The organism is Rhizobium viscosum (genome assembly GCF_014873945.1).
Taxonomy (GTDB): Bacteria; Pseudomonadota; Alphaproteobacteria; order Rhizobiales; family Rhizobiaceae; genus Rhizobium; species Rhizobium viscosum.
The window spans coordinates 211284-233562 of the sequence record NZ_JADBEC010000003.1; the positions used below are offsets into that span (position 1 = coordinate 211284).

At 61.3% G+C, this 22279-nt stretch carries 20 protein-coding genes; 14 read left to right on the top strand and 6 right to left on the bottom strand.

Annotation, left to right across the window (positions count from 1 at the left end):
* The first annotated feature begins 13 nt into the window (after positions 1 to 13).
* Both H4W29_RS33080 and H4W29_RS33085 read left to right on the top strand, forming a co-directional pair.
* The gene (locus H4W29_RS33080) at positions 14 to 826 is read left to right on the top strand and encodes a UDP-2,3-diacylglucosamine diphosphatase (protein WP_192733284.1); all 813 of its coding nucleotides are present in this window, start codon (positions 14 to 16) and stop codon (positions 824 to 826) included.
* 189 nt (positions 827 to 1015) lie between these two features.
* On the top strand, positions 1016 to 2236 hold the full coding sequence (locus H4W29_RS33085; protein ID WP_192733075.1) for an MFS transporter: 1221 nt from the start codon (positions 1016 to 1018) through the stop codon (positions 2234 to 2236).
* On the opposite strand, the gene dgcA is transcribed toward H4W29_RS33085, so the two are convergent.
* Complete coding sequence (dgcA, locus tag H4W29_RS33090; protein WP_192733076.1) at positions 2188 to 3171, bottom strand: N-acetyl-D-Glu racemase DgcA; 984 nt, start codon at positions 3169 to 3171, stop codon at positions 2188 to 2190. The two genes, H4W29_RS33085 and dgcA, sit on opposite strands and share 49 nt — an antisense overlap.
* Before the next feature lie 101 nt (positions 3172 to 3272).
* Here dgcA and H4W29_RS33095 point away from each other — a divergent pair, with 101 nt between their 5' ends.
* From H4W29_RS33095 to H4W29_RS33115, 5 genes are all read left to right on the top strand, one after another.
* A complete protein-coding gene (locus H4W29_RS33095; RefSeq protein WP_192733077.1) occupies positions 3273 to 4442 on the top strand; it encodes an MlaE family lipid ABC transporter permease subunit in 1170 nt (389 codons plus the stop codon).
* A 1-nt stretch (position 4443) separates the two neighbouring features.
* Positions 4444 to 5307, top strand: coding sequence for an ABC transporter ATP-binding protein (locus H4W29_RS33100; protein ID WP_192733078.1), 864 nt, complete (start codon positions 4444 to 4446; stop codon positions 5305 to 5307).
* Between the two features lie 9 nt (positions 5308 to 5316).
* Entirely contained in the window at positions 5317 to 6687 is a 1371-nt protein-coding gene (locus H4W29_RS33105; protein ID WP_192733079.1) for an MlaD family protein, read from the top strand.
* Positions 6688 to 6766: 79 nt separating this feature from the next.
* On the top strand, positions 6767 to 7381 hold the full coding sequence (locus tag H4W29_RS33110; RefSeq protein WP_192733080.1) for an ABC-type transport auxiliary lipoprotein family protein: 615 nt from the start codon (positions 6767 to 6769) through the stop codon (positions 7379 to 7381).
* A gap of 34 nt (positions 7382 to 7415) precedes the next feature.
* Positions 7416 to 7856, top strand: coding sequence for a hypothetical protein (locus H4W29_RS33115; RefSeq protein WP_192733081.1), 441 nt, complete (start codon positions 7416 to 7418; stop codon positions 7854 to 7856).
* A 62-nt stretch (positions 7857 to 7918) separates the two neighbouring features.
* On the opposite strand, the gene H4W29_RS33120 is transcribed toward H4W29_RS33115, so the two are convergent.
* A complete protein-coding gene (locus H4W29_RS33120; protein ID WP_192733082.1) occupies positions 7919 to 8785 on the bottom strand; it encodes a D-alanyl-D-alanine carboxypeptidase family protein in 867 nt (288 codons plus the stop codon).
* Between the two features lie 181 nt (positions 8786 to 8966).
* Positions 8967 to 15914 carry an apolipoprotein A-IV repeat region-like domain-containing protein gene (locus H4W29_RS33125; RefSeq protein WP_192733083.1) on the bottom strand — a complete coding sequence of 2316 codons (6948 nt, stop codon included), beginning with the start codon at positions 15912 to 15914 and terminating at the stop codon, positions 8967 to 8969.
* Between the two features lie 463 nt (positions 15915 to 16377).
* Here H4W29_RS33125 and H4W29_RS33130 point away from each other — a divergent pair, with 463 nt between their 5' ends.
* Both H4W29_RS33130 and H4W29_RS33135 read left to right on the top strand, forming a co-directional pair.
* On the top strand, positions 16378 to 16749 hold the full coding sequence (locus H4W29_RS33130) for an Hpt domain-containing protein (RefSeq protein ID WP_192733084.1): 372 nt from the start codon (positions 16378 to 16380) through the stop codon (positions 16747 to 16749).
* 308 nt (positions 16750 to 17057) lie between these two features.
* Positions 17058 to 17378 (top strand): 2Fe-2S iron-sulfur cluster-binding protein, encoded by a 321-nt coding sequence (locus tag H4W29_RS33135; protein ID WP_192733085.1) that lies wholly within the window; start codon positions 17058 to 17060, stop codon positions 17376 to 17378.
* Between the two features lie 12 nt (positions 17379 to 17390).
* Here H4W29_RS33135 and H4W29_RS33140 read toward each other — a convergent pair whose 3' ends face one another.
* Together H4W29_RS33140 and H4W29_RS33145 are read right to left on the bottom strand one after the other, a co-directional pair.
* Positions 17391 to 17618 carry a hypothetical protein gene (locus H4W29_RS33140; protein ID WP_192733086.1) on the bottom strand — a complete coding sequence of 76 codons (228 nt, stop codon included), beginning with the start codon at positions 17616 to 17618 and terminating at the stop codon, positions 17391 to 17393.
* 350 nt (positions 17619 to 17968) lie between these two features.
* Positions 17969 to 18598: a DUF922 domain-containing Zn-dependent protease gene (locus H4W29_RS33145; protein WP_192733087.1), complete on the bottom strand. Its 630-nt coding sequence runs from the start codon at positions 18596 to 18598 to the stop codon at positions 17969 to 17971.
* Positions 18599 to 18700: 102 nt separating this feature from the next.
* On the opposite strand from H4W29_RS33145, the gene folP reads away from it, so the two are divergent.
* The 5 genes from folP to H4W29_RS33170 all read left to right on the top strand — a co-directional run bounded on the left by folP (position 18701) and on the right by H4W29_RS33170 (position 21680).
* A complete protein-coding gene (gene folP / locus H4W29_RS33150; RefSeq protein WP_192733088.1) occupies positions 18701 to 19594 on the top strand; it encodes a dihydropteroate synthase in 894 nt (297 codons plus the stop codon).
* 76 nt (positions 19595 to 19670) lie between these two features.
* A complete protein-coding gene (gene folB, locus H4W29_RS33155) occupies positions 19671 to 20039 on the top strand; it encodes a dihydroneopterin aldolase (RefSeq protein ID WP_112547776.1) in 369 nt (122 codons plus the stop codon).
* Positions 20020 to 20547 (top strand): 2-amino-4-hydroxy-6-hydroxymethyldihydropteridine diphosphokinase, encoded by a 528-nt coding sequence (gene folK / locus H4W29_RS33160; protein ID WP_210332492.1) that lies wholly within the window; start codon positions 20020 to 20022, stop codon positions 20545 to 20547. Before folB ends, folK begins: the two co-directional genes overlap by 20 nt.
* Positions 20548 to 20734: 187 nt before the next feature.
* Positions 20735 to 21229 carry a hypothetical protein gene (locus tag H4W29_RS33165; protein WP_192733089.1) on the top strand — a complete coding sequence of 165 codons (495 nt, stop codon included), beginning with the start codon at positions 20735 to 20737 and terminating at the stop codon, positions 21227 to 21229.
* 7 nt (positions 21230 to 21236) lie between these two features.
* Entirely contained in the window at positions 21237 to 21680 is a 444-nt protein-coding gene (locus tag H4W29_RS33170; RefSeq protein ID WP_192733090.1) for a DUF421 domain-containing protein, read from the top strand.
* Positions 21681 to 21694: 14 nt separating this feature from the next.
* On the opposite strand, the gene H4W29_RS33175 is transcribed toward H4W29_RS33170, so the two are convergent.
* Positions 21695 to 22270, bottom strand: a complete 576-nt coding sequence (locus H4W29_RS33175) for a cysteine hydrolase family protein (protein ID WP_192733091.1) — start codon at positions 22268 to 22270, stop codon at positions 21695 to 21697.
* Between the last annotated feature and the right edge of the window lie 9 nt (positions 22271 to 22279).

The window sequence follows — 22279 nt, forward strand, 5'->3', positions numbered from 1 at the left end:
GCTTGTGACAGACATGATGGAACCTCGGCGCTTCCGCACCCTCTTCATTTCCGATGTGCATCTCGGCTCGAAGGCCGCCAAGGCGGATTTCCTGCTGGATTTCCTTAGATATCACGAGGCAGACACGATCTACCTCGTTGGCGATATTGTCGATGGCTGGCGCCTGAAGCGCAGCTGGTACTGGCCGCAGGTCTGTAACGACGTGGTCCAGAAACTCTTGCGCAAGGCGCGCAAGGGTACGCGTGTCGTCTATATCCCCGGCAATCACGACGAATTCCTGCGCGCCTTTCCCGGCATGCATTTCGGCGGCATCGAGGTGGTCGAGCGCATCATCCATGACGGCGCCGACGGCAAGAAGTACCTGATCCTGCATGGCGACGAATTCGACGTGGTCGTGCGCAATGCCCGGCTGCTCGCCTATCTCGGCGACTGGGCCTACGACACGGCGATCCGCATCAACATCGTGCTCGCAGCCGTCCGCCGCCACCTCGGCATGCCCTACTGGTCCTTCTCGGCCTGGGCCAAGCTGCAGGTCAAACACGCCGTCAACTTCATCGGCGAGTTCCAGCGCGTGGTTGCCGAAGAAGCCCGCAAGAGCGGTGCCGACGGCGTCATCTGTGGCCATATCCATCACGCCGTGATCGAGGATATGGACGGCATCCGCTACATCAATACCGGCGACTGGGTCGAAAGCTGCACGGCGATCGTCGAGCATGAAGACGGTACGTTCGAACTCATCACCTGGCGTGCGCTGACCAGCAACGTGCCGGCCCTGACCTCTATCGAATTGCTTGAAGAGGGCGAACTCGCCCCGCAGGCTGCCTGAATAATGTGCGTCTACCGCGCCGGCCTTGCCGGTGCATCATGAATTTAGCCGTTGCCGTCGGGCGACAGGCCCCATTTATTTTTTAAATCGTTTCGAGTTATTTTCGAAACGTTACGGTTGGGCTATTTCTCGCCATAGTCGTGTTGGATTGGATGTGTTAGGCAACGCATAGTTTCCTTCAGGTCCATCATGATTCCCGCACAAAATCCCTCGACGGGTGAGGGAGCGCCGCCGCGCTTCCGGCAGCTTAGCGCGCTGTGTTACAGCGCGCCGCTGCTGGTCAACGGTATCGTTCTGCCCTTCTTCCCCGTCTGGCTTGCAACTCACCAGTTCAATGACCATCAGATCGGCACGATTCTGGCCGTACCGATGGTGGTGCGCGTTCTCGTGGCGCCGATCGTGGCAGTCTTCGCCGATCGCATGCAGGAGAGGGCACATGTGCTCCTGTGGTCAGGCATCCTTTCGCTGCTGACGGCCATCGCCCTCTGCTGGACGACGAATTTCTGGCCGGTGCTGATCGTCTTTGCACTGCAGGGCGCGACCTTCGCGCCCTATGTGCCGGTCGTCGAATCGATCGTGATTTCGGGTGTGCGCCGCTGGGGGCTCGATTATGGCTCCATGCGCGTCTGGGGCTCAGTCGCCTTCATTATTTCCACGTTGATCGGCGGCGAGTTGGTTGGCAACTGGGGCGGCGCCATGGTGCTGCCGGTGATGATCTTCGGCTTCACGCTGACAATCGTCATGGCCGTTTTCTGTCCGCGCATCGGGCCGACACGGCGGCGCGGCCAGCCGATCAATCTCCCGGCGACGACGGGCAGCGGGCTGCGCGAGCCGCATCTGCTGCTTCTGCTGCTCGGCGTTTCCATCCAGCAGGCAAGCCATGCGCTGCTCAACGCCTTCTCCTCGATCTATTGGCACCAGCTCGGTTTTTCGGGCACCGCGGTCGGTCTTCTCTGGAGCGCCGGCGTCGCCTCCGAAGTAACGGTCTTCTTCCTGTCGCGGCGGCTCAACCGCCGCTTCAATGCCTGGACGCTGATCCGTTTCGGCTGCGCCGTCAGTATCTGCCGCTGGGTGTTCTTCCCAATGGAGACGAGCTTCATCGGCTTCTTAATGCTGCAATGCCTGCACGGCTTTACCTATGCCTTCGTGCATACCGGCGTGCAGCGGCGCATCGTCGCCACGGTGCAGGAGACGCAGGAAGCCTCTGCCCAGGGTGCCTATTTCTTCTATATCGGCATGGCCTCGGGCCTGATGACGATCGCCTCCGGCTATATTTATTCCGCACTCGGCCTCGACAGCTATTATGTCATGGCCTGTGTCGCCGCCTTCGGGCTCGCACTCGTCATCATCGCCTATTATCTTCAGCCCCAGAGGCTGGCGTCAGGCGGGAATACGAGGGAGCCGGCATAGTTCAGGCCAGGTTCGCGGTCGCGGGCAAGCAACAGCGGGCCGTCGAGATCGACGAAATCAGCATCCTGCGCCAGAAGCACGGCAGGCGCCATCGCAAGCGATGTGCCGACCATGCAGCCGATCATGATGGAGAAGCCGAGCCGCTGCGCTTCCTCCTTCATTTCCAGCGCTTCCGTCAGGCCGCCGGTTTTATCAAGCTTGATGTTGATCGCGTCGTAGCGGTCGGCAAGGCTTGCGAGGTCGCCGGTGTGGTGGACGCTCTCATCGGCACAAACGAGCACGTGGCGGGCAATCTCGGCCAGCATGTCGTCACGACCGGCCGGGAGCGGCTGCTCCACCAGCGCAATATTGGCTTCGGCAGCAATGCGAAGATGATGTTCCAGCCTGTCTTCGGGCCAGCCCTCATTGGCATCGAGGATGATGGCGGAATCGGGCGCTGCGGCGCGCACCGCCAGAATCCGGCTCTCGTCATTGCCAGTACCGACCTTGACCTTCAGGACCGGGCGCTGGGCATGTTCACGCGCCTGGGCGGCCATGACATCCGGTTCTCCGAGCGAGATCGTATAGGCTGTCGTCAGGGGCTTCAGCTTGCGCAGATCGAGCCGGTCGGCAACGCTCCGGCCTGATAGTTTGGCTTCGAGATCCCAGAGCGCGCAATCGACGGCATTGCGGGCTGCTCCCGGCGGCATGGCATGCAGCAACGCAGCCCGGGAGATGCCATCCTCGATCAGCGGGCGGGCCGCTTCGATCTGCGCCATTACGCTTTCCATCGTCTCGCCATAGCGGCGGTAGGGCACACATTCGCCCAAACCCCTGGCTCCTGATTCTGTCAGCGTGCAGGTGATCACCTCCGCCGAGGTCTTTGCCCCGCGCGAGATGGTGAAGGTGCCCGCAATCGGGAATGAATTCATCTGGATATCAAGGTGGCGCGGCATATTTGCTCTCCTGCGAGCATGGAAATTGCCCGTTCGTTCTGTATATTAACGCGCCGGGCGGCGAATATTATGTTCGCGAGTCGGGACTGTCGCTGCAAGCATTGAAAGACACAAGTATTTTGAAGTCCGAGAAACGCAACGCCGCCTCGCTGCATGTGGACGACCGAGCCGAGGGCTCGGGCCAGCATGTGCATCTTGCAGGCAATTGGCGCAGCGCCAACATCCATCTCGTCCTGCAGGATTTCGACAAGCTGGCGCGCAACAATAGCGGCGACCTGACGCTCGATCTTTCCGATGTCACTGATATCGATACGGCCGGCATCTGGTTGCTTTGCCGGCTAAAGAAGAAGCAGGAAGAGGCCGGGAGGACGGTCCGTTTCGAAGGCACGAACCAGCATATCGACGAGCTGATCGCAACTTTCTCCAAGGAACCTGAAAAGCAGGAGCCTGAGCAGAAGGAGAAGCTCTCGATCGCCGAGCGCATCCTCGCACCGATCGGGCGGATGACCCTCGATGTCTGGGACAATGTCGCTGCCTCGATGTATATCCTCGGCTCGGCGGTGCGCGGCGCGCAGATGAAGTTCGGCCGCGGCAGCGGCGTTTCGCCGGCCTCGATCGTCAACCAGATCGACCACATGGGTGTGCGGGCCGTTCCGATCATCCTGCTGATGTCCTTCCTGATCGGCGCGATCATCGCGCAGCAGGGCGCCTTCCAGCTTCGTTATTTCGGTGCGGAAATCTTCGTCGTCGACCTTGTCGGCATCCTGCAGCTTCGTGAAATCGGCGTGCTTCTGACCGCGATCATGATCGCCGGCCGGTCGGGCAGCGCGATCACCGCCGAAATCGGTTCGATGAAGATGCGCGAGGAAGTCGACGCGCTGAAAGTGATGGGCCTCAACCCGATCGGAGTGCTGATCTTCCCGCGGCTAGTGGCGCTGACCGTTGCGCTGCCGCTTCTGACCGTAATTGCCAACTTTGCGTCGCTGGCGGGTGCCGCCGCCGTCGCCTATGCCTATTCTGGCATTACGTTCGCCACCTTCCTGTCGCGCCTGCATGAGGCTGTGACGCTCTCGACGGTTCTTGCCGGCATGATCAAGGCGCCGTTCATGGCGCTCGTCATCGGCATCGTCGCGGCGGTCGAAGGCCTGAAGGTCGGCGGCAGCGCCGAATCGCTTGGCCAGCATGTGACGGCTTCCGTCGTGAAGGCGATTTTCGTCGTCATCCTGATGGACGGACTTTTTGCGATGTTCTATGCAGCGATCGATTTCTGACATGGCGGACAACGTGGATCAGCAACCGATCGAAACGAGCAAGAACGGCACCGAAAATGAGGGGCGTGATGTCGTCCTTTCAGCGCGTGACGTCACGGTCGGTTTTGGCTCCAAGGTCGTGCTCGATAAGCTCAACCTCGATATCTACCGCGGCGAGATCCTGGGCTTCGTCGGCGCTTCCGGCACTGGCAAATCGGTGCTGATGCGCACCGTGCTGCGCCTGCTGCCGCGCCGCTCCGGCACTATCAAGATCTTGGGCCAGGATTTCGACGAGCTGGACGAGCCGGAGCGCAATGCGCTCGACATGCGTCTCGGCGTCCTCTTCCAGCAGGGCGCGCTTTTCTCCTCGCTGACGGTGAAGGAGAATATCCAGGTGCCGATGCGCGAATATCTCGATCTGCCCGCTTCGCTGATGGATGAGCTCGCGCATCTGAAGATCCGGATGGTGGGCCTGGCAGCCGACGCGGCGGACAAATATCCGTCCGAACTTTCAGGCGGCATGATCAAGCGTGCGGCGCTCGCCCGCGCGCTGGCGCTCGACCCGGAACTCGTCTTCCTCGACGAGCCGACATCCGGCCTCGATCCCATTGGTGCTGCGGAATTCGACGAGCTGATCGCCAATCTGCGCGATAGCCTGGGGTTAACGGTCTATATGGTGACCCACGACCTCGACAGCCTGTTTTCGGTCTGCGACCGTATTGCCGTGCTCGGAAAGAAGCGGGTAATGGTGGAAGGAACGATCGACGACATGCTGGCCTACGACGATCCGTGGGTTCAAGCCTACTTCAAGGGCAAGCGTGCGCGTTCAATCGTGCCGCAGGAAGACGCGCCGGCGGCCCGGGCGCAGCATGACAGCGGGAAGTGACCGGAGACGATGGAAACCAGAGCCAATTACACGATCGTCGGCTTTTTCACCGTTCTGGTGATCGCGGCCGCATTCGGTTTCGTCTACTGGATGGCCGAATATGGCCGCAGCGGGCCGATGGCGGAGCTAATCGTGCGCATCCCGGGCTCCGCCAACGGCCTCAGCGTCGGTTCGCCTGTCCGGTTCAACGGCATTCAGGTCGGCTCGGTGCAGACGCTCTCCATCGATGCCGACGACCCGCAATATTCGCTGGCCTTTACCGAAGTTCGCTCGGATGCACCAATCTATCCCTCGACCAAGGCTGCCCTTGAAATCCAGGGCCTGACGGGTGCGGCCTATATCGAGCTTTCGGGCGGCCGCAAGGAAGAAAAGAACATTCTCCAGCAGGCGCTGGAAAGCGGCAAACGCGCCGTGATCGTCGCCGACCAGTCGAGCGTCACCAACCTGCTCGCAACCGCCGACAAGATCCTCGACCGCGCCAATGACGCCGTCGGCGACGTGCAAGGCTTCGTGCGCGATGCGCGCGGGCCGCTGACCAAGACCCTGCAGAATGCCGAAACCTTCTCGGATGCGCTCGCCAAGAACTCCGGCAATATCGACAGCTTCCTGCAGAGTGTGGGCGATCTCTCCAACACGGTGCGCAATGTCTCGGGCCGCGTCGACTCGACTCTTGCTGCTGTCGAAGATCTGGTGAAGGCGGTCGATGCCAAAAAGATCAATACGATCCTGAGCAATGCGGAGAAGGTGAGCCGTGACATAGCCGACGCCTCCGGCGATCTGAAGGGGCTCGTCGACAAGGTCGACCAGACGGTGACGACCTACAACGAATTCGGCAAGAAGGCACAGGTCACACTCGATCGTGTCGATACGCTGGTCGCCGCCATCGACACCAACAAGGTGAAGGGTTCGGTCGACGATATCGCGCAGGCGACCAAAGATGCACGCGCCGCTGTCGCCTCGATCCGCGACGTCACCGATACCGTCAGAGATCGCCGCAAGGATATCGACCAGACGATCCAGGACGTCCAGCAGATGGCGAACAAGCTAAACTCGGCTTCGACGCGCGTCGACGGCATCCTTATCAAGGTCGATGCGCTGCTCGGCTCCGACAATACCAATTCGCTCTTTACCGAGGCGCGCGCGACGCTCGAATCCTTCAAGAAGGTTGCCGACAACGTCAACGCGCGTATCGGGCCGATCGCCGACAATCTGCAGAGGTTCTCGGGCAGCGGCCTGAGTGACGTCCAGACGCTCGTCAACGAGTTGCGGGGCACGGCGAACAATCTCAACAATGCCATCAGCAATTTCGACCAGAATCCGCAGCGGATCATCTTCGGCGGGCCGACGGTCAAGCAATATGACGGGCGTACGCGGCGCTAGCGCAATTCCAGGAAAAATGTGTAGCGGTTTTACGTCCGGAATTGCGGGAAAGAAAAACAGAGGTCAGGGGTAGCGTAATATGGGTCTATCGCATGTGATGTCGCGCCGTTCCTGGATCCGTGGAACGGCGATTATTTTGCCGCTGACGGCAGCGCTTCTTGCAGGCTGCGGAACGGCGGCGAAGAACGACACCTACGATCTCTCGGCAGCTACAGTCGATGGTACCGGTCCGTCGGCCAAGAGCAAGCAGATCCTGATCGCCGATCCGACGGCATTGAAGGCGCTGAACAGCGACCAGATCGTCATCCGCGTTTCGCCCTCGGAAATCCAGTATCTGTCGCGCTCGCAGTGGAGCGATACGCTGCCGCGGATGGTGCAATCGAAGCTCGTCCAGGCCTTCGAGAATTCCGGCAAGCTCGGCGGCGTCGGAAAGCCGGGGCAGGGACTGGCAATCGACTATCAGCTCGTCACAGACATCCGCTCCTTCGAGATCGACGCGGCGTCTGGCAACAAGGCCGTGGTGGAGATTTCCGCCAAGATCCTCAACGATCGCAACGGCACCGTGCGCGCCCAGCAGGTCTTCCGAGCCACTGCTCCGGCCGGCGGTGACAACGTGAGCTTCGTCAAGGGGCTAGGCCGTGCCTTTACATCGGTCACCGACGAGATCGTTGGCTGGACGCTGAAATCTATCTAGGTCATTCAGAGCCCTGAGGAATGCCGGGGGAAGGATGTCGCAACTGAGAACAGCGTGCAGTTTAGCATTCGCGCTCTTGCTCATTTTTGAAGCCTGGAGCAGTGCGCAAGCTCAGGATGTTCGCAACAATACGCTCGCTCCGCTGCCTCTTAACCTCGATGCCTACAAAGCCTTCGTCCAACAACTCGCGACCGAAATGAACGGAGACGAGGCCGCCATGGCCACAAAGCTCCGAGCATTGGGATTCAGCTGCACACAAGTCTCCAAATCCATTCAATTTACTTGCGTGCGATTTGGCTGCCAGAAGCGAAACTTCTGGTGGGGCTCGCTTCTTCAATGGACGGTTCAGAGAGGGAACATTGAATCGCCGGAGCTCACTTTCTCGGGCGGGGCTATCAATTATTCTGGCTGGGCTCGTTGCATTCCGGAAACAGACCGAGAGCAGGCCCAGCAGCGATTTCTTTCCAGTCACTGAACGCAATGATGCACAGGCATCGCAGCGGAAGGCAAAACTGCTGAGCAGCCTTACCTACCATGTCATTTCGTCGGTTGAGCATCCGTCATCGTCGGCGTTCCGCCCGTTGCTGAAGCAGTAGCGGTGGAGGCCGAGGGCAGGTAGCTGTCAAGCAGGCCCGCCATCTTGTCATCGCGCAGGCTGGCGGTCTTTTCGCCCATGACGACGCCGACGACGCGGCGTCCGTCCTTGGCAGCCGATGTCACGACGTTATAGCCCGACGCATCTGTGAAGCCGGTCTTGATGCCGTCGACGCCGTTGTAGCGGTACATGAGGTTGTTGTGGCCGCGCAGCTTCATGCCGCGGAACTGGAAGCCGCGCATGGAGAAGAGCTTGAACTCCTCGGGGAAGTCGCGCATCAGCGAAACGCCGAGTGTGGCCATATCGCGCGCCGTAGTAACCTGTTCCGGATCCGGCAGGCCCGACGGGTTCTTGAAGACGGTGTTCGCCATGCCGAGCTGGCGGGCTTTCTCCGTCATGAGCGTGCCAAAAGCCTGTTCGGAGCCGCCGAGTTGTTCGGCAAGCGCCACAGCGGAATCGTTGGCCGAGAGAACGACGATGCTTTCGACAGCCTCCTTGACCGTGACCTTGCGGCCGGCGCCGATGGCAAGCTTGAACGGCTCCTTGCTCTCGGCATTTTCCGACATGGTGATCTTCTGGTCCCAGGTCAGGCGTTTGTCATGCAGCGCCTGGAAGGTGAGATAGAGCGTCATCATCTTCGTGAGCGATGCCGGATAATTCAGATCGTCCTGATTGAACGCCTCGAGAACCTGGCCGGTCTGCACGTCCACCAGAAAACTTGCCTGGCCGGCTTCGGCCTTAATGAACGCGCCCAGAAGAAATGCGGACGAGAAGGCGGCGGCTATCAGCCGGGAGGTCGTCTTGGTCATCAATGTCTACGGTCTCTGTCGTGGCAAGCGGATGGCTTGGTGATGGTCTTGCGGGCCTTGATGGCCAGTTGGTGCATGCGGATCAGGGATGTTTGTGACGGAATGAAGGAGCCGGGGCAATAAAAAAGGGCCATCCACAGATGACCCTTTTTGTCTCACCACGTCAGGTTTGCCCGGCAACTCAGTTCAACCGGCCCGCCGCATGGGCCAGCATCGTATAGACCTTGCCGGTATCCGAGGTCAGGTAGGACTGGGTGACCGTGCGGTTCGGATCGGTGCGGGCGACGTCGGCGAGCAGCTTTTCAAAGTCACCGATGTAGCGATCGACGGCGGTGCGGAATTCCGGCTCGCGGTCGTACTTGCGCTTGATCTCGTCGAAGGTCTGCTGGCCCTTCAGCGTGTAGAGGCGACGGGTGAAGACGTCGCGTTCACCGCGCTGGTAGCGGCGCCACAGGTCGACCGAAGCGTCATGATCGATGGCGCGGGCGATGTCGACCGAGAGCGAGTTCAGCGATTCAACGACATGGCGCGGGTTGCGGGCGTCGTTGGCGCGCTGGGCGGGAGCTGGGGCCGGAGCAGCGGCTTCCGCTGCGGGACGGGCCGGCGCACGCGGCGCCTCTTCGGCTTCGTCACGCGAGGCGCCGCGTAGGAGATCGCTGATCCAGCCGCCACTGGTGGCTTCCGTCCGCGGCGCTTCCTGCCGAACCTGCGGAGCAGGCGCTGGCTGGGGAGCCTGGGCAACCGGGCGCTGCGGAGCGGGTGCGGAAGCTGGCGTGGGCGCAATGGTGCCGCGCAGGCCCATGGATTCGATCGACTGGCGTGCCGTCGGGGCCGGCTGCGGGGCAGGCGCCGTCGGGATCACCGGCTGGGTGACGCGGGGCGCAGGCTCGGCCTGAGCGAGCGTGCGGGCGACCGGCTCGGAGATTTCGAGACGCTGGCTGGAGCGGCCGACGATCTGCGAAATATCCTGCAGGGCCTTGATCTGCTCGGCGACGGCGCGGCGCATGGCGGACGCGCTTTCCTTGGCCTCTTCCGGCAGATCGAAGGCACCACGCTTCAGGTCGGCGCGAGTGGCATCGAGTTCGTTGCGGATATCGGTTGCGGAGCGGCGGATCTCTTCCGTTGCACCCGAGAAGCGGCCGACGGCGTCGTCGATCGCATCGCGGAGCGATTCACGCAGGTTCTGCGCCGCATTGTCGGAGGCGCGGCCGGCTTCGCCGAGCATACGCTCGACTTCCGAGAGCGAGGCCGTCAGGCCGCCGCGCAAGCGGTTGGTGAGGTCGCCGGAGCGGCGCTCGACATTGGCAAAGCTGTTGTCGATCGTCGCATTGGCTTCCTCGCCGGCGCGGTTGATTGCTTCGCGCATGGTCGACGCTGCTTCCTCGGCGCGCTTCTCGGTATCCGAGAGCACGCGGCCGATATCGGCAAACGAAGCCTGCACGCTCTGGCGCAACGTGCCGGTGACCTGGTTGGAGCGCTGTTCGGCGCGCTCGAAGACCGTTTCGATCATACCGCCGAGGCCGCGCATGGTCTTTTCGATCTCGCCCGAACGCTGTACGAGGCCGGCTGCCAGCGTATGCAGGGCGGTCTCACGCTCTTCCAGCGTCGAGACGAGGCCGGACTGGGCGGCAGCGAGAAGCTGCGAGGCCTGGCCGAGAACCTTCGAATGGTCGTCGAAGCGGCCGATGATGCCGCCGACCTGGGCGAGCGTCTGGCCTGATATATCCGACAGGCGATCGACCTTGCCTTCGAGAAGGCGGGTCGAAGCAGAAACCATTTCGGCAGCCTTGGCGGCAGAGTCCGTGAAGCGCGTGGTCGTATCGCCGAGGCGGCTGTCGACGCCGCTCAGCTGATCGGCGGCGCGCGTCATCATCGTGGACATGGCGGCGCTGCTCTCCGACAGGCGCTGGACAAGCCCGTTGACGTTGTTCGTCAGGCTGTTTTCGATGGCGGCGACGGCATTGGCGACATTTTCGGCTCGGGCGGCAACGGCCTGGGTGAGCGCGTCATTTTCCGCTCGCAGGCGCTCTGCGCTCAGACTTGCGGCTGCGGTGATGCGGGCCGCGGCTTCCTGGCCGGCGTCGGTGTAGCGGTCGATGATCGGCCGTGCCGTTTCATCCAGGATGCGCGTCAGCTCGGTGGAGCGGCCGGCAAGCATGGAGTTCAAGTCGCGGGTGCGCTCGTCGAGCGTTGCGCGGATCGAGTTGCCGCGTGCTTCCAGCGCCTTGTCGATATCGGTGAGTGTGGTGTCGATTTCGCGGGCACGCTGCTCCAGGCTGGAGCGGATGATGCTGCTGCGGGCCTCCAGCGCGCGGTCGACCTCAGCCATGCTGGACGTGATCTGGCTGCCGGCATCCGTCAGCGTCGAACGGATGGAACTGCCATGCGCTTCCAGCGTCTGGCCGGCATCGGCGAGCGCATGATTGATGGCGCTGACCTGGCTGCTGACGATGTTTTCTGCTTCCGCCACCTTGCTGACGATGACGTTGCCGGCCTCCGAGAAGGTCTGAGCAACGGCGGCAGCCTGGCCGGCGAGGCGGCTCTGTGCCTCGGCGACGCGGTTGACGATCTGCGCGGAGCGCTCGTCCATGGCTTCGGCGAACTGCTGGCCGGTGCGGCTGAGCAGTTCCGAAGACTTGGCGGCTTCGCCATCCATGCCTTCGGCGGCTTCGGCAACGGCGTTGCGCAGGCTTGCGGCAAGACCAGCTGCCTTACCTTCGATCGTGCGGTTGACGGCATCGAGACCGACGGTCAGAGCGCGGTCCATGGTGGAGAGACGCTCTTCGATACGCGCGTTGCCGCGGTCCATCATGTCGCTCAAGGCCGAGGTCCGGCCGTCGATCGACTGGGCCATGTTCGCACTGCCACTGTCGAGCGTTTCGGTAAGCTGTGCCCGGCGGCTGTCCAGAGCCTGTGTGAGCTTGGCGCTGTGGCTGTCCAGAGCATGCGCGAGGTTGGCGCTGCTGTTGTCCAGGGCCTGGGTGAGGTTGGCGCTGCCGGCATGCAGCGCATCCGTCAGGCCGGCGGCGCGACCGTCGAAGGCTTCCGTCAGGCTGGCGGTGCGGCTGTCGAGCGCCTGGGTCAGGTTTGCGGCGCTGTTGCCGAGCGTTGCGGCGATGCGCTGGGCTGTGTCGTCGCCGATCGAACCCAGACGGGAGATGCCGTCATCCAGAAGACCGGAGAGTTGGCTGCCTGCAGCGTCGACCTTGTCGGCCACGCCACCGACGCCATCGGCAATACGGGCCTCGATGGCGGCCAGGCTGGCTTCGACGCGCGCGCCGGTCTCGGTGAAGCGGCCCGTGAGGTTATCGACGGAGTGGTCGAGATGGCCGGAGAAATCGGCGGCCGAACGCGAGATCGTGTTGGCGGCTTCCTGGAAGCGGCCGGCGATCTGGCCGGCACCTTCTCGCATGCGATCCTCGAGCGCCTGGGCGCTGCCGTCAATGGCCTGGCGGATCGCAGCTTCACGATCTTCCAGCGACATTTCGAGCATGCCGATGCTCGTCGCAACCGACGTGCCGATCGAGGTCGCCTGTTCGGAGAGCGTGTCGTTGATGAGGTTATGGGCCTCGGTCAGCGTCAGCGTGATGGCGTTGGTGCGGTCGTCAAGCGTGGTGCGGATGCGGTCATGCGCGGCTGCGAGACCGCCTTCGACGTTGCTTGCGGCATCGTTGGCAAGGGCGGCCATACGCTGCTCAGCGTCGGTAAGGCCATCCTCGATGCGGCCCGTCATGCTGCCGATGATGCCTTCCATGCGGGCGCTGCCGGCATCGAGGGCTTCGGACAGGGTGGAAGTGTGCTCGGCGAGCGCGGTTTCCAGACGTGCCTGGTTATCCGTATAGGCGGCACGGATCGCTTCCGTGCGGTCGGCAAAGGCGCCGGCAACACGCTCTTCGGCATTGGCAACGGTATCCATAATGGCGTTGCTGCGGTTTTCGAGCGCGGATTCGAAGCGGCTCTGGCCGTCATCGAGCGAAATGGCAAGCGCCATCGTCTTTTCATCGAGCGTATCGGACAGGCGGTCGGCGCTGTTCGTGACGGCATTGGCGATGGATTCGGCGCGGCTGGTGAGCGCTTCCTCGATGCGCAGCTGGCTTTCGCCGAGCGATGCAGCGATCCGGTCATGCGTGCCGGTGGCAGCATTGACGAAAGCGTCGGTGCCCGCCGTCAGCGTATCTTCCAGGCGACTCTGGCTTTCGTTCAGCGAGATGGCAAGCGCCATTGCCTTTTCGTCGAGCGTTTCGGAGAGGCGGTCATGCGTGCCCGAGACGGCATTGATCAACGCTTCCGAATGGGTCGACAGCGTATCCTCGATGCGCGACTGCGTCTCGTTCAGCGCAATGCCAAGCGCCATGGCCCGCTCGTCGAGGGTCTCGGCGAGGCGGTCATGGGTACCCGAGACGGCATTGATCAACGCTTCCGAATGGGTCGAGAGCGTATCTTCGATGCGCGACTGCGTTTCGTTCAGCGAGATGCCGAGCGCCATCGCCCTTTCATCGAGCGTATCGGCGAGACGGTCATGCGTGCTGGAAACGGCGCTGAGCAGCGCCTCCGAACGGGTCGCCAGCGTGTCGTCGATGCGGGCCTGACCTTCGTTCAGCGAGATCGCGAGCGCCATCGCCTTTTCATCGAGCGTATCGGAGAGACGGTCATGCGTGCCGGAGACGGCATCGATGATGGCCTGCGAGCGGGTCGCAAGCGTATCCTCGATATGGGCCTGACCTTCGTTCAGCGAGATCGCGAGCGCCATCGCCTTTTCATCAAGCGTATCGGAGAGGCGCTCATGCGTGCCGGAGATGGCATTGAGGAAAGACTCGGACCGGGCCGCGAACGTGTCCTCGATGCGGGCCTGGTTTTGCTTCAGCGTCTCAGAAAGGCGGTCGTTGGTGCCGGAAACGGCATTGATAAGCGATTCCGAATGGGTCGAGAGCGTGTCTTCGATGCGCGACTGCGTCTCGTTCAGCGAGATCGCGAGCGCCATCGCCTTCTCGTCGAGGGTTTCGGCGAGACGGTCATGCGTGCCCGAGACAGTATTGATGATGGCTTCGGAACGGCTCGCAAGCGCCTCGTCGAAGCGGCTGTGGTGGTCGGCGAGGGCGCCGATCAGCGCGCCGCCGCGTTCGGCCATCACGCTGTCGATGCCGGTATGCGCCATCTTCAGTGCATCGGTGATTTCAGCGGCGCGAGCAGCGAGAACGCCGCTCAGTTCTTCGGCGCGACCGCCGAATGCCCCTGTGACCTTTTCAGTGCCGCTGTCCACGGCAGTGGCGAGTTCGGTCGTGGTTGTCTGCAGCGTATCGCGGAATTCGGCTGCCCGGGCGGCGAGATTGTTCTGCAGTTCGGACGTGCCGGCTGCGAGAGCCAGCGAGATTTCCGACGTGGCGCTGCTCAGCGCCGAGCCGAGTTCGCCGGTACGGGTCGACAGCGCCGAGGTGATCTCGTCGGCACGGCTGGAAAGGGTGCTTTCCAGGACTTCCTGACCGGTTGCGAAGGCAGTCGCCAGCGCCAGCGACTGTTCGGTCATGGATGTGCCGAGGCGCTCGATATTGGAATTGAGGATGCCTTCGATGGAATCCGCATTGCCCGACAGCGTCTCGTTGATACGGGTGAGGCTTTCGATGAGCTTGGTGTCGAGCGAGCCGGAGCGCTTGTCGAAGGCATCGGTGAATTCGGCGACACGTTCGTCGAAGGCTGTCGAAAGCTGGGCGACGGTCGTCTGCAGGCGTTCCTCGAAGAAGCCGGAGCGCACGTCAAGATCCATGACTGCATCGTCGGCGCTCGATTGCAGGCTCTGGCGGAAGCTGGCGCCCTTTTCGTCGAGTGCGGCATTCAGCCTGGAGAGCACATCGTCGAGCGTGCCGCCGATCGTGCGCTCGCCTGATGTCAGGCTCTGATTGATCTCGCGGGTACGGGAAACCAGGATTTCGTTGAGCTGCTGGGTGCGCTCCTGCAGGGCGGCATTCAGGCGCTCGGTGCTCGCATCCATCGTCGAGGCGCGCGTCTCGAACTGGGTGAGCAGGCGCTCGCCATGTTCGTTGATCGTGCTGGTCAGCGCGTCCAAGCGGTTGTCGAATTCATTGCCGATCGCAAGGCCGGATGCGGTCAGTGTGTGGAGCAGCGTATCGGTCTTGGCAGCCAGCAGCGTGCCGAGCGATTGCATGGCGCTGTCCGACTTCTCCATGATCGCAGCAGCGCGCGTATCGATCAGCGAGGCGAAGGCTTCGCCCGAGGTCGCAAGGCGGATAGCGATCTCTTCTGTCGCAAGCGACAGTTCTTCCTTGAGCTGGTCGTGGACGCCGGCGATAGAGGAGCGGATGCGGTCGGCGTGGTTGACGATCGCTTCGCGCTCGGAGCCGAGCTCGTGGACGAGGCCGCGCACGCGCAGTTCGTTATCCGCGTAGGAACGCTCCAGCGCATTCACTTCGGAATGCACGAGCGTTTCGAGTTCGGAGGCACGCGCGATTGTGCGCTCGATGCCTTCGTTCATGGCGGAGACTTCGCGGCGCACGGCCTGGCCGACCGTCATGATGCGTTCAGACGCAATGGTTTCCGGCTCGGAAAGGCGCAGCGCAACTTCGGCCATGGAGCGGGCGGCGTTGCGCATGTCCTGGGCGCGCGAGATCATGATGGCGAAGGCATAGAACATCATGACCGGCACGATGATGCCAACGATGCCGGCAATCACGCCCGGCAGGGCGGCAAGATCGGTCAGCGAGCGGATCTGCGAGATCTGCGGCGCATAGAGCATGAACATCAGCCCGAGGCCGATGACGACCCACAGGATGGAAACGAGAGCGGCCGTGCGCAGGGCAGGGCGGCTGGAGCCGTTTTCCAGCGACTTCAGAAGTGACGCGGGCGAATTGCGGCTGGCATCGTTGGCCGGGGCGAATGCCGGTGCCCGGGGCGCCTGTTGATCGCCTGTACGGCCGGAGCGGCCACGGCGGCGCTGTGCTTCTTCCTGGGACTGATTACGGGCATTGGATGGGTCAGTCACATTAGCCTCCGGGGCGTGGGGCGCGTTGCCGCGGCGAGACGGCACGTTCTCCTGGCCGAAATCGATCTGAAGCGCCTCGTCCAATGCCTTGAACGCCTTGTCCTCGATCGATTCATTGTACTTGTTATTCGCCATTCCGATATGCCTCGCAATTCCCGGCCAGTCCGGCAGCGCATCCGGGCCACCGCCTTTGCCCGGAAAGAACCTTTGCCGTTCCAGCCTCCCATCCAAGACGGACGGATAAGCATGTCATTTCAGAGTAGATAGCCGATTTTTCAAACGAAAGGTATCAAAACACTACCATTATCCACTCTGTCGGCAAAGGCGCGCGGTAGGAGCCTGCCTCAACAGTATCGTAGTGACACATCTGGGCTCCCTACACAATTAATGAACCCTTGCGTTTCCATCCCTCTTAACTCGTTGTTAACACCTTTAAATTTTGGAAGCGGCCCAAAAGCCGATATTTTAGCGATATTTAAGGGACATTAACCATATGGTTAGATTTTCGCCCCGAATGCGCCGGAATTTAACGGGATCGCCATTCTCCAACCGCACAACAGTAGCAAGCGCGGGCGATATAAGACGGGAGAATTGGCAAATGGCAGCAGTGAGTATCGCATTCGAAGCACCTGACAATTCCACAGGGCCTTCGCCCTCCAAGGTCCGGCCGATCGACCTTGTTCATCTTGCGCGCCAGACGATGGGCGACAAGACCGTGGAAATCGAAGTTCTCCAGATGTTTGCGCGTCAGGCACGCGCCTGCCTGCAGGACATTGCAAGCGGCGAGTCTGCCAAGGTGGGCGCTGCGGCACATCGCCTGAAGGGAGCCGCAAGCTCCGTCGGCGCCTTCCGGGTTTCGCAATCGGCGGAAGCCGTCGAAGAGAACAATGGCGACGCGACCGCAATGGCGGCGTTGGGTGCAGCCGTGGTCGACGCCGAGAATTTCATTCTGAAACTCTGCCGGGGATAAGACAGGACAGGTTGGGCTGACCTTGAGCCTGTGTGTGCGTCCATTTTGACGCACACACAGGCTCAATTTTTCTAAATCTACGCATCAGGCTTTCCGAAAATCGAGCTCGATTTTCGTGCCGACACTGTGGGCCCGCTGTTCCATAGCGGAACGGCGGGTCTTTTTGCGACTTCCCCCGTGACGCATTGAGAATGGCGCAACCCTGGCCGATCTGCGAATCTCGGGTCGATCCGGCAATGTTGACTGACGCGCCGAATTGTCGGAAGAAACTCCGCCCATCTACTACGAAAGACCGGAACCTAATCCTGATGCCCAAACTTACCATCGTCGCCTTTGACGGAACGCGCTTCGATCTCGACGTCGATCAAGGCTCCACCGTGATGGAGAATGCGGTCCGCAATTCCGTGCCCGGCATTGAGGCCGAATGCGGCGGCGCCTGCGCCTGTGCGACCTGTCACGTCTATGTCGACGAGCAGTGGACTGAGACCGTCGGGCCGCCGGAAGCGATGGAAGAGGATATGCTGGACTTCGCCTTCGACGTGCGCCCGACCTCGCGTCTTTCCTGTCAGATCAGAATGAAGGCTGCCTATGACGGGCTCACCGTGCACGTGCCCGAACGCCAGGCTTAGAGCCTTTCCTGGTTAGATTGCAGCATTCTGCCGGAGCAGGTTTTCGTCAGGGCAGAAGCGATAGGTGAAGGGCATACGCCTTGGTACGTCCGAGCCGATCGCCTTTGATCCTGGCGGAAAGATGCCCGGCCCTAACTGGTTTGCAAGCAAACCACCGGGGTTGGCTGAAACGGGCCGCCTGATCGACCGGCCGGCTTGGCCGTAGATCTGGGCTACGACGTGCGCCGGCAGGTCGATCATCCGACTCCGTTTGAGCCAACAGAATGCTGCAATCTAACCAGGAAAGGCTCTAACTCCCAAAATCGCGGCTCTTCCAAAAAGAGAGCCTCGCACGCCGGAGGCGGGCGAGGCGAGGCGGGCGCATTACCTACGGATGAGGGAGGAACACCCGCGGCTTCGGAACGCGCCAGGAGAACACAGTCACGAAAGCCAGCTGCCTTACTGCACTTTCGAATATAGTCATATTACCGCGTTCCGGTTGAGTCCACCAGAATGAAAAATGACCGGTAAAAGGCTGGGAGTTCCACAAGCTTCGCACAAGTTTCATTGGGCAGCTAACGTTCTCTGCTCGCTTTGGGAGCAAAAAGAGCTTATCTTTCGCCGCCCTTGCCGTTGAGTCTGTTATTGAGCAGTCTCAGCATGCGATTCTGAAAATTGACCGCCTCGACGCGATCGAATCGGGCCTGCAACTTGTCGTGCTCCTCTACTCCGCGAGCCGACACATCCGAGACGAGCTCCTGCATGGCCTCGCAATTGCGCCGCGAAGGCAGCGCCTTGAGTTCGCGCTCCATGGCGCGCGCCTGAGTGCGGGCGATCTCGGCATGGCGCTCCTCATGGCGCCTGATATCGCTCGACAGCGCATCCCAGATCATCGACAGCTCACGGCTCGCGCCCTTGCGATTGCCCCAGCGCGGCATGATGATCTGTGTGTGGACGGTGACCTTGACGTTGCCGACGCGGCAGCGGCCATTTTCCTGAATATAAGTCGCCTCGCCGCCGAAACGGATCTTGGTGGCGCCGGGATGGCGAGCGGAGGAGCCGTTCGCCGTCGGGCCGCGGCGGCTCAGCTCATCGTCCAGCTCGTCGGCCGTTTTTCCCTTGATATCGAAATAAGAATAGCTTTTCGTCGCAACGACTTCGGCTGCCGCGGGGCCGCAGAGGAAAAAGGCAATCATGGAAAAGGCGATGGGAAGGCGCATATAACGCAACGCAAGCGGCATTCTGAACTGAACCTGTGTTGAAAGTTGGCGGAGCTTGGGGCATAGCCACCGCAAGAGCAATATCGGATAGCGGCTTTTTTGGCTAGCGACGGGATTAGACCGGTGAATCAGTTCGATAGCAGTTTCTGGCGTGTGGCCCACGGTCGCGAGATCGAGCTCAACAAGCGCGCGGTGATCATGGCGATCGTCAACGTGACGCCGGATTCCTTCTCCGACGGCGGGCTCTACGACACCGTCGACAGGGCCGTTGAGCATGCGCTGCAGGCAGTCGCAGACGGCGCTGAAATCCTTGATATCGGCGGTGAGTCAACGCGGCCGGATGCGGCTTCCGTCAGCCCGGCGGAGGAACAGGCGCGTGTACTGCCCGTCATCGAGGCGCTCAGCAGACGTACTGAAGCCCTGATTTCCATCGATACGTATCGCGCGGAAGCGGCGCGGCGTGCCATCAATGCCGGCGCCCATATCGTCAACGATGTCTTCGGCCTGCAGAAAGAGCCCGAAATCGCCGCGCTGTCGGCTGAGACCGGGGCAGGGCTCTGCATCATGCATACCGGTCGCGACCGGCAGAAGCTTGCCGATATCATCGAAGACCAGGTCTTTTTTCTCGAGCGCTCGCTTGAGATCGCTTCTGCCGCCGGCGTCCTGCGTGACCGGATCGTGCTCGATCCCGGCTTCGGTTTTGCCAAGGAGACACCGGGCGAAAATCTGGAGCTGATGGTGCGTTTCGAAGAGCTGCACCGCTTCGGCCTGCCGCTTCTCGCCGGCACGTCGCGCAAACGGTTCCTCGGCGCCGTCACCGGCCGGGAACCGGCGGAACGCGATGCGGCAACGGCTGCAACGAGCGCGCTACTCAGGCTGCAGGGGGCGGCTGTTTTCCGGGTACACAATGTCGCAATCAACAGGGATGCACTTGCCGTAGCCGATGCTATGCTGGCCGCCCGGAACGATGCTTCCAAAGCGCGTCACGATCCATGGGATCCGAATGCCGCGCTTTGAATCTTTGTTTTTTCGCATGTCGTTACCGCAAAACCGATACGCACTTTTGCGCGACATGTTTTAGGGGGAGGCCGTCATGAGTACCTATACGATCCTGATGCAGAATTGCGCCTTCTTCGCCCGGCACGGCGTGCATGCCGAAGAGGAATTCCTCGGCCAGCGTTTCTTCGTGGATGCGGAACTGGAAGTGGAAGCTGGCAGCGCGCTGGAAAACGATTCCATCGACGAAACAGTCCATTACGGTACCGCTTTCACCATCATCGAGGAGATCGTCGTCGGCCAGCGGCGTTACCTGATCGAGGCGCTGGCGTTCGATATCGCCAAGGGGCTCTGTAAAAAATTCCCGCAGATCATCAGGGCCAAGATCACCGTGCGCAAGCCGAACGCGCCAATCCCCGGCGTGCTTGATTTCGTGCAGGTGACCGTTGAGCATCGTGCCCGATAATCCATTCCGTCTCGCAACGCTCGGCCTCGGCGGCAATATTGGCGATCCGGTCAAGTCCATGGCATCAGCGCTTGCGGTGCTGGACGCCCATCCGGACTGCCGGGTGGCCGCCGTCTCCCGGCTTTACCGCACGCCGCCCTGGGGCAAGACCGACCAATCCTATTTCTTCAATTCCTGCGCGGCGGTGGAAACACGGCTTGCGCCGGAAGCGCTGCTCGATCTCTGCCTGTCGATCGAACGGGAGATGAAACGAGAACGCATCGAGCGCTGGGGGCCGCGCACGCTCGATATCGACGTGCTGACTTATGAGGGTATCGAGCAGGATGCGCCGCGGCTGGAACTGCCGCATCCGCGCATGACGGAGCGAGGATTCGTGCTGATGCCGCTTGCGGATATCGCGCCCGAACTCGTGGTCAGGGGCAGAGCGGTTTCCGGCTGGCTGGCCGGGGCTGATATCGCGGGTATCGAAATCGCAGACGAGAGCCGCGAGTGGTGGCGCAAGACATAAGGGACATGATATCAGCAGCCGACGAGAGCTGAACAGCCCCAGACGCCCTGCCTTGCGGGGCTTTTCCCCTATGTTCATGACATCTTGTCGCCTGCACCGGCTGCGCTAACTCAGAAGAACGACTGAGCCGGAGGTATCATGAGACTGTTCAAGAGCGGCGGGAAAGGCTGCTCGTTCAGGTACTGACATGCCGAAAACGGGCATTAGCCTTCCGGAAGGCATTGAAGACCACACTGACTTCCAGCAACGCTTCTGGCGTGCACAACGTTGGGCGTGGATCGGTTTTGCCGCCATTCTCATTGCTGCACTTTTCGGTGCGCTCGGGCGCAGCGGGCCTCTCTCCCGGCAGGAATTGAAACTTGCCGGCGGCAGTCTCGCGCTACCGATCATCACGCGGTGGAATGCGCCCGACGAGTTGCGCGTCTTTTTCCCGCCTTCTTCTTCGGACCGCAGGCTCGTTCTCGATCCCGATTTTCTGACGATCTTCTCCATCGAAGGCATCGACCCGCCGCAGAAAGCGATAGGTTACGAGAGCGGCCGTATCAGCTATGTCTTTCCTGTGGATGCCGCCGCGACGAGCCAGGTGATCCTGAGGCTTCATACGCAGAAGCCGGGGCTGCATTCCTTCCGCATCGGTATCGACCAGGACGTCATCGAACGTTCGGTCCTCGTCTTGCCGTGAGGTGCCCATGGACGCAGTCGTCAGAGGTGTCGCCATCTATTTCGCCCTGCTGGTGATTATCAGGCTGTCCGGCCGGCGCACGCTCGCCCAGATGACACCCTTCGATCTCGTCATCATACTGGTGATTTCCGAGACGACACAGCAGGCCATGCTGGGTGACGATTTCTCGATCACCAATTCGGTACTCCTGATCCTGACGCTGTTTACGACCGACATCGCGCTTTCCTATCTGAAGCGCTGGTCGCGCCGAACAGCCAGATTGATCGACGGCGTTCCGACCGTTCTCGTCACCAACGGCGTCTATGATGAAGTTGCCCTGAAGGGTTCGAGACTTCAGAGAGACGACGTGATGGAAGCCGCAAGAACGCAGCAAGGCATCGAGAGTGTCAAAGATATCCGCTTTGCAATTCTCGAGGTAAGCGGCAACATCAGCATCATTCCGAAGGAGTGAGGGGAAATGGTGGGTCAAAGAGCGGAGAGGAATGCGTCCGTTTCGGTAATCTCCACCTGCACCGAAAAACGGCCGCCCAGCAATTCGAGCGTAGCGTCATGCGTTTCGTCGGCGCTGCTGCAGACGGCGTCCTTCAACAGGATGACGTGATAGCCGAGGTCGATTGCGCCAAGTGCTGCAGCGAGCACGCAGATATCCGTTTCACCGCCGGTGATGACGACGGCTTCGACCTTTTCCAGCGCGAGTGTTTCATGCAGTCGCCCGTCGACCCAGGGCGAATAGGTTCGCTTGTCGAAGATGCGGGCAGGTGGTGCGAAAGACTTCAGATCGGCAACAATATCCATGAGCTCCGGCAGCAAGTGTTCGCCGGTCATCATTGACCATTTTTCGTAGTAGTTCCTCCACATGCCGGGCATGGCATCAGCGGTCGGCGGAGGAACGAAGCGCGTGAAAACCGTTCGTTCTGCATACCGTTCCGAGAGTTCAACAATCTGCGGCGACACCGTCGCCATCCATGGCACATGCCATGCTGTCTGTTCCGCGAACATCTTCTGCATATCGATGCAGAGATGGATCCAGTTGCCGGGCATCGGACCTGC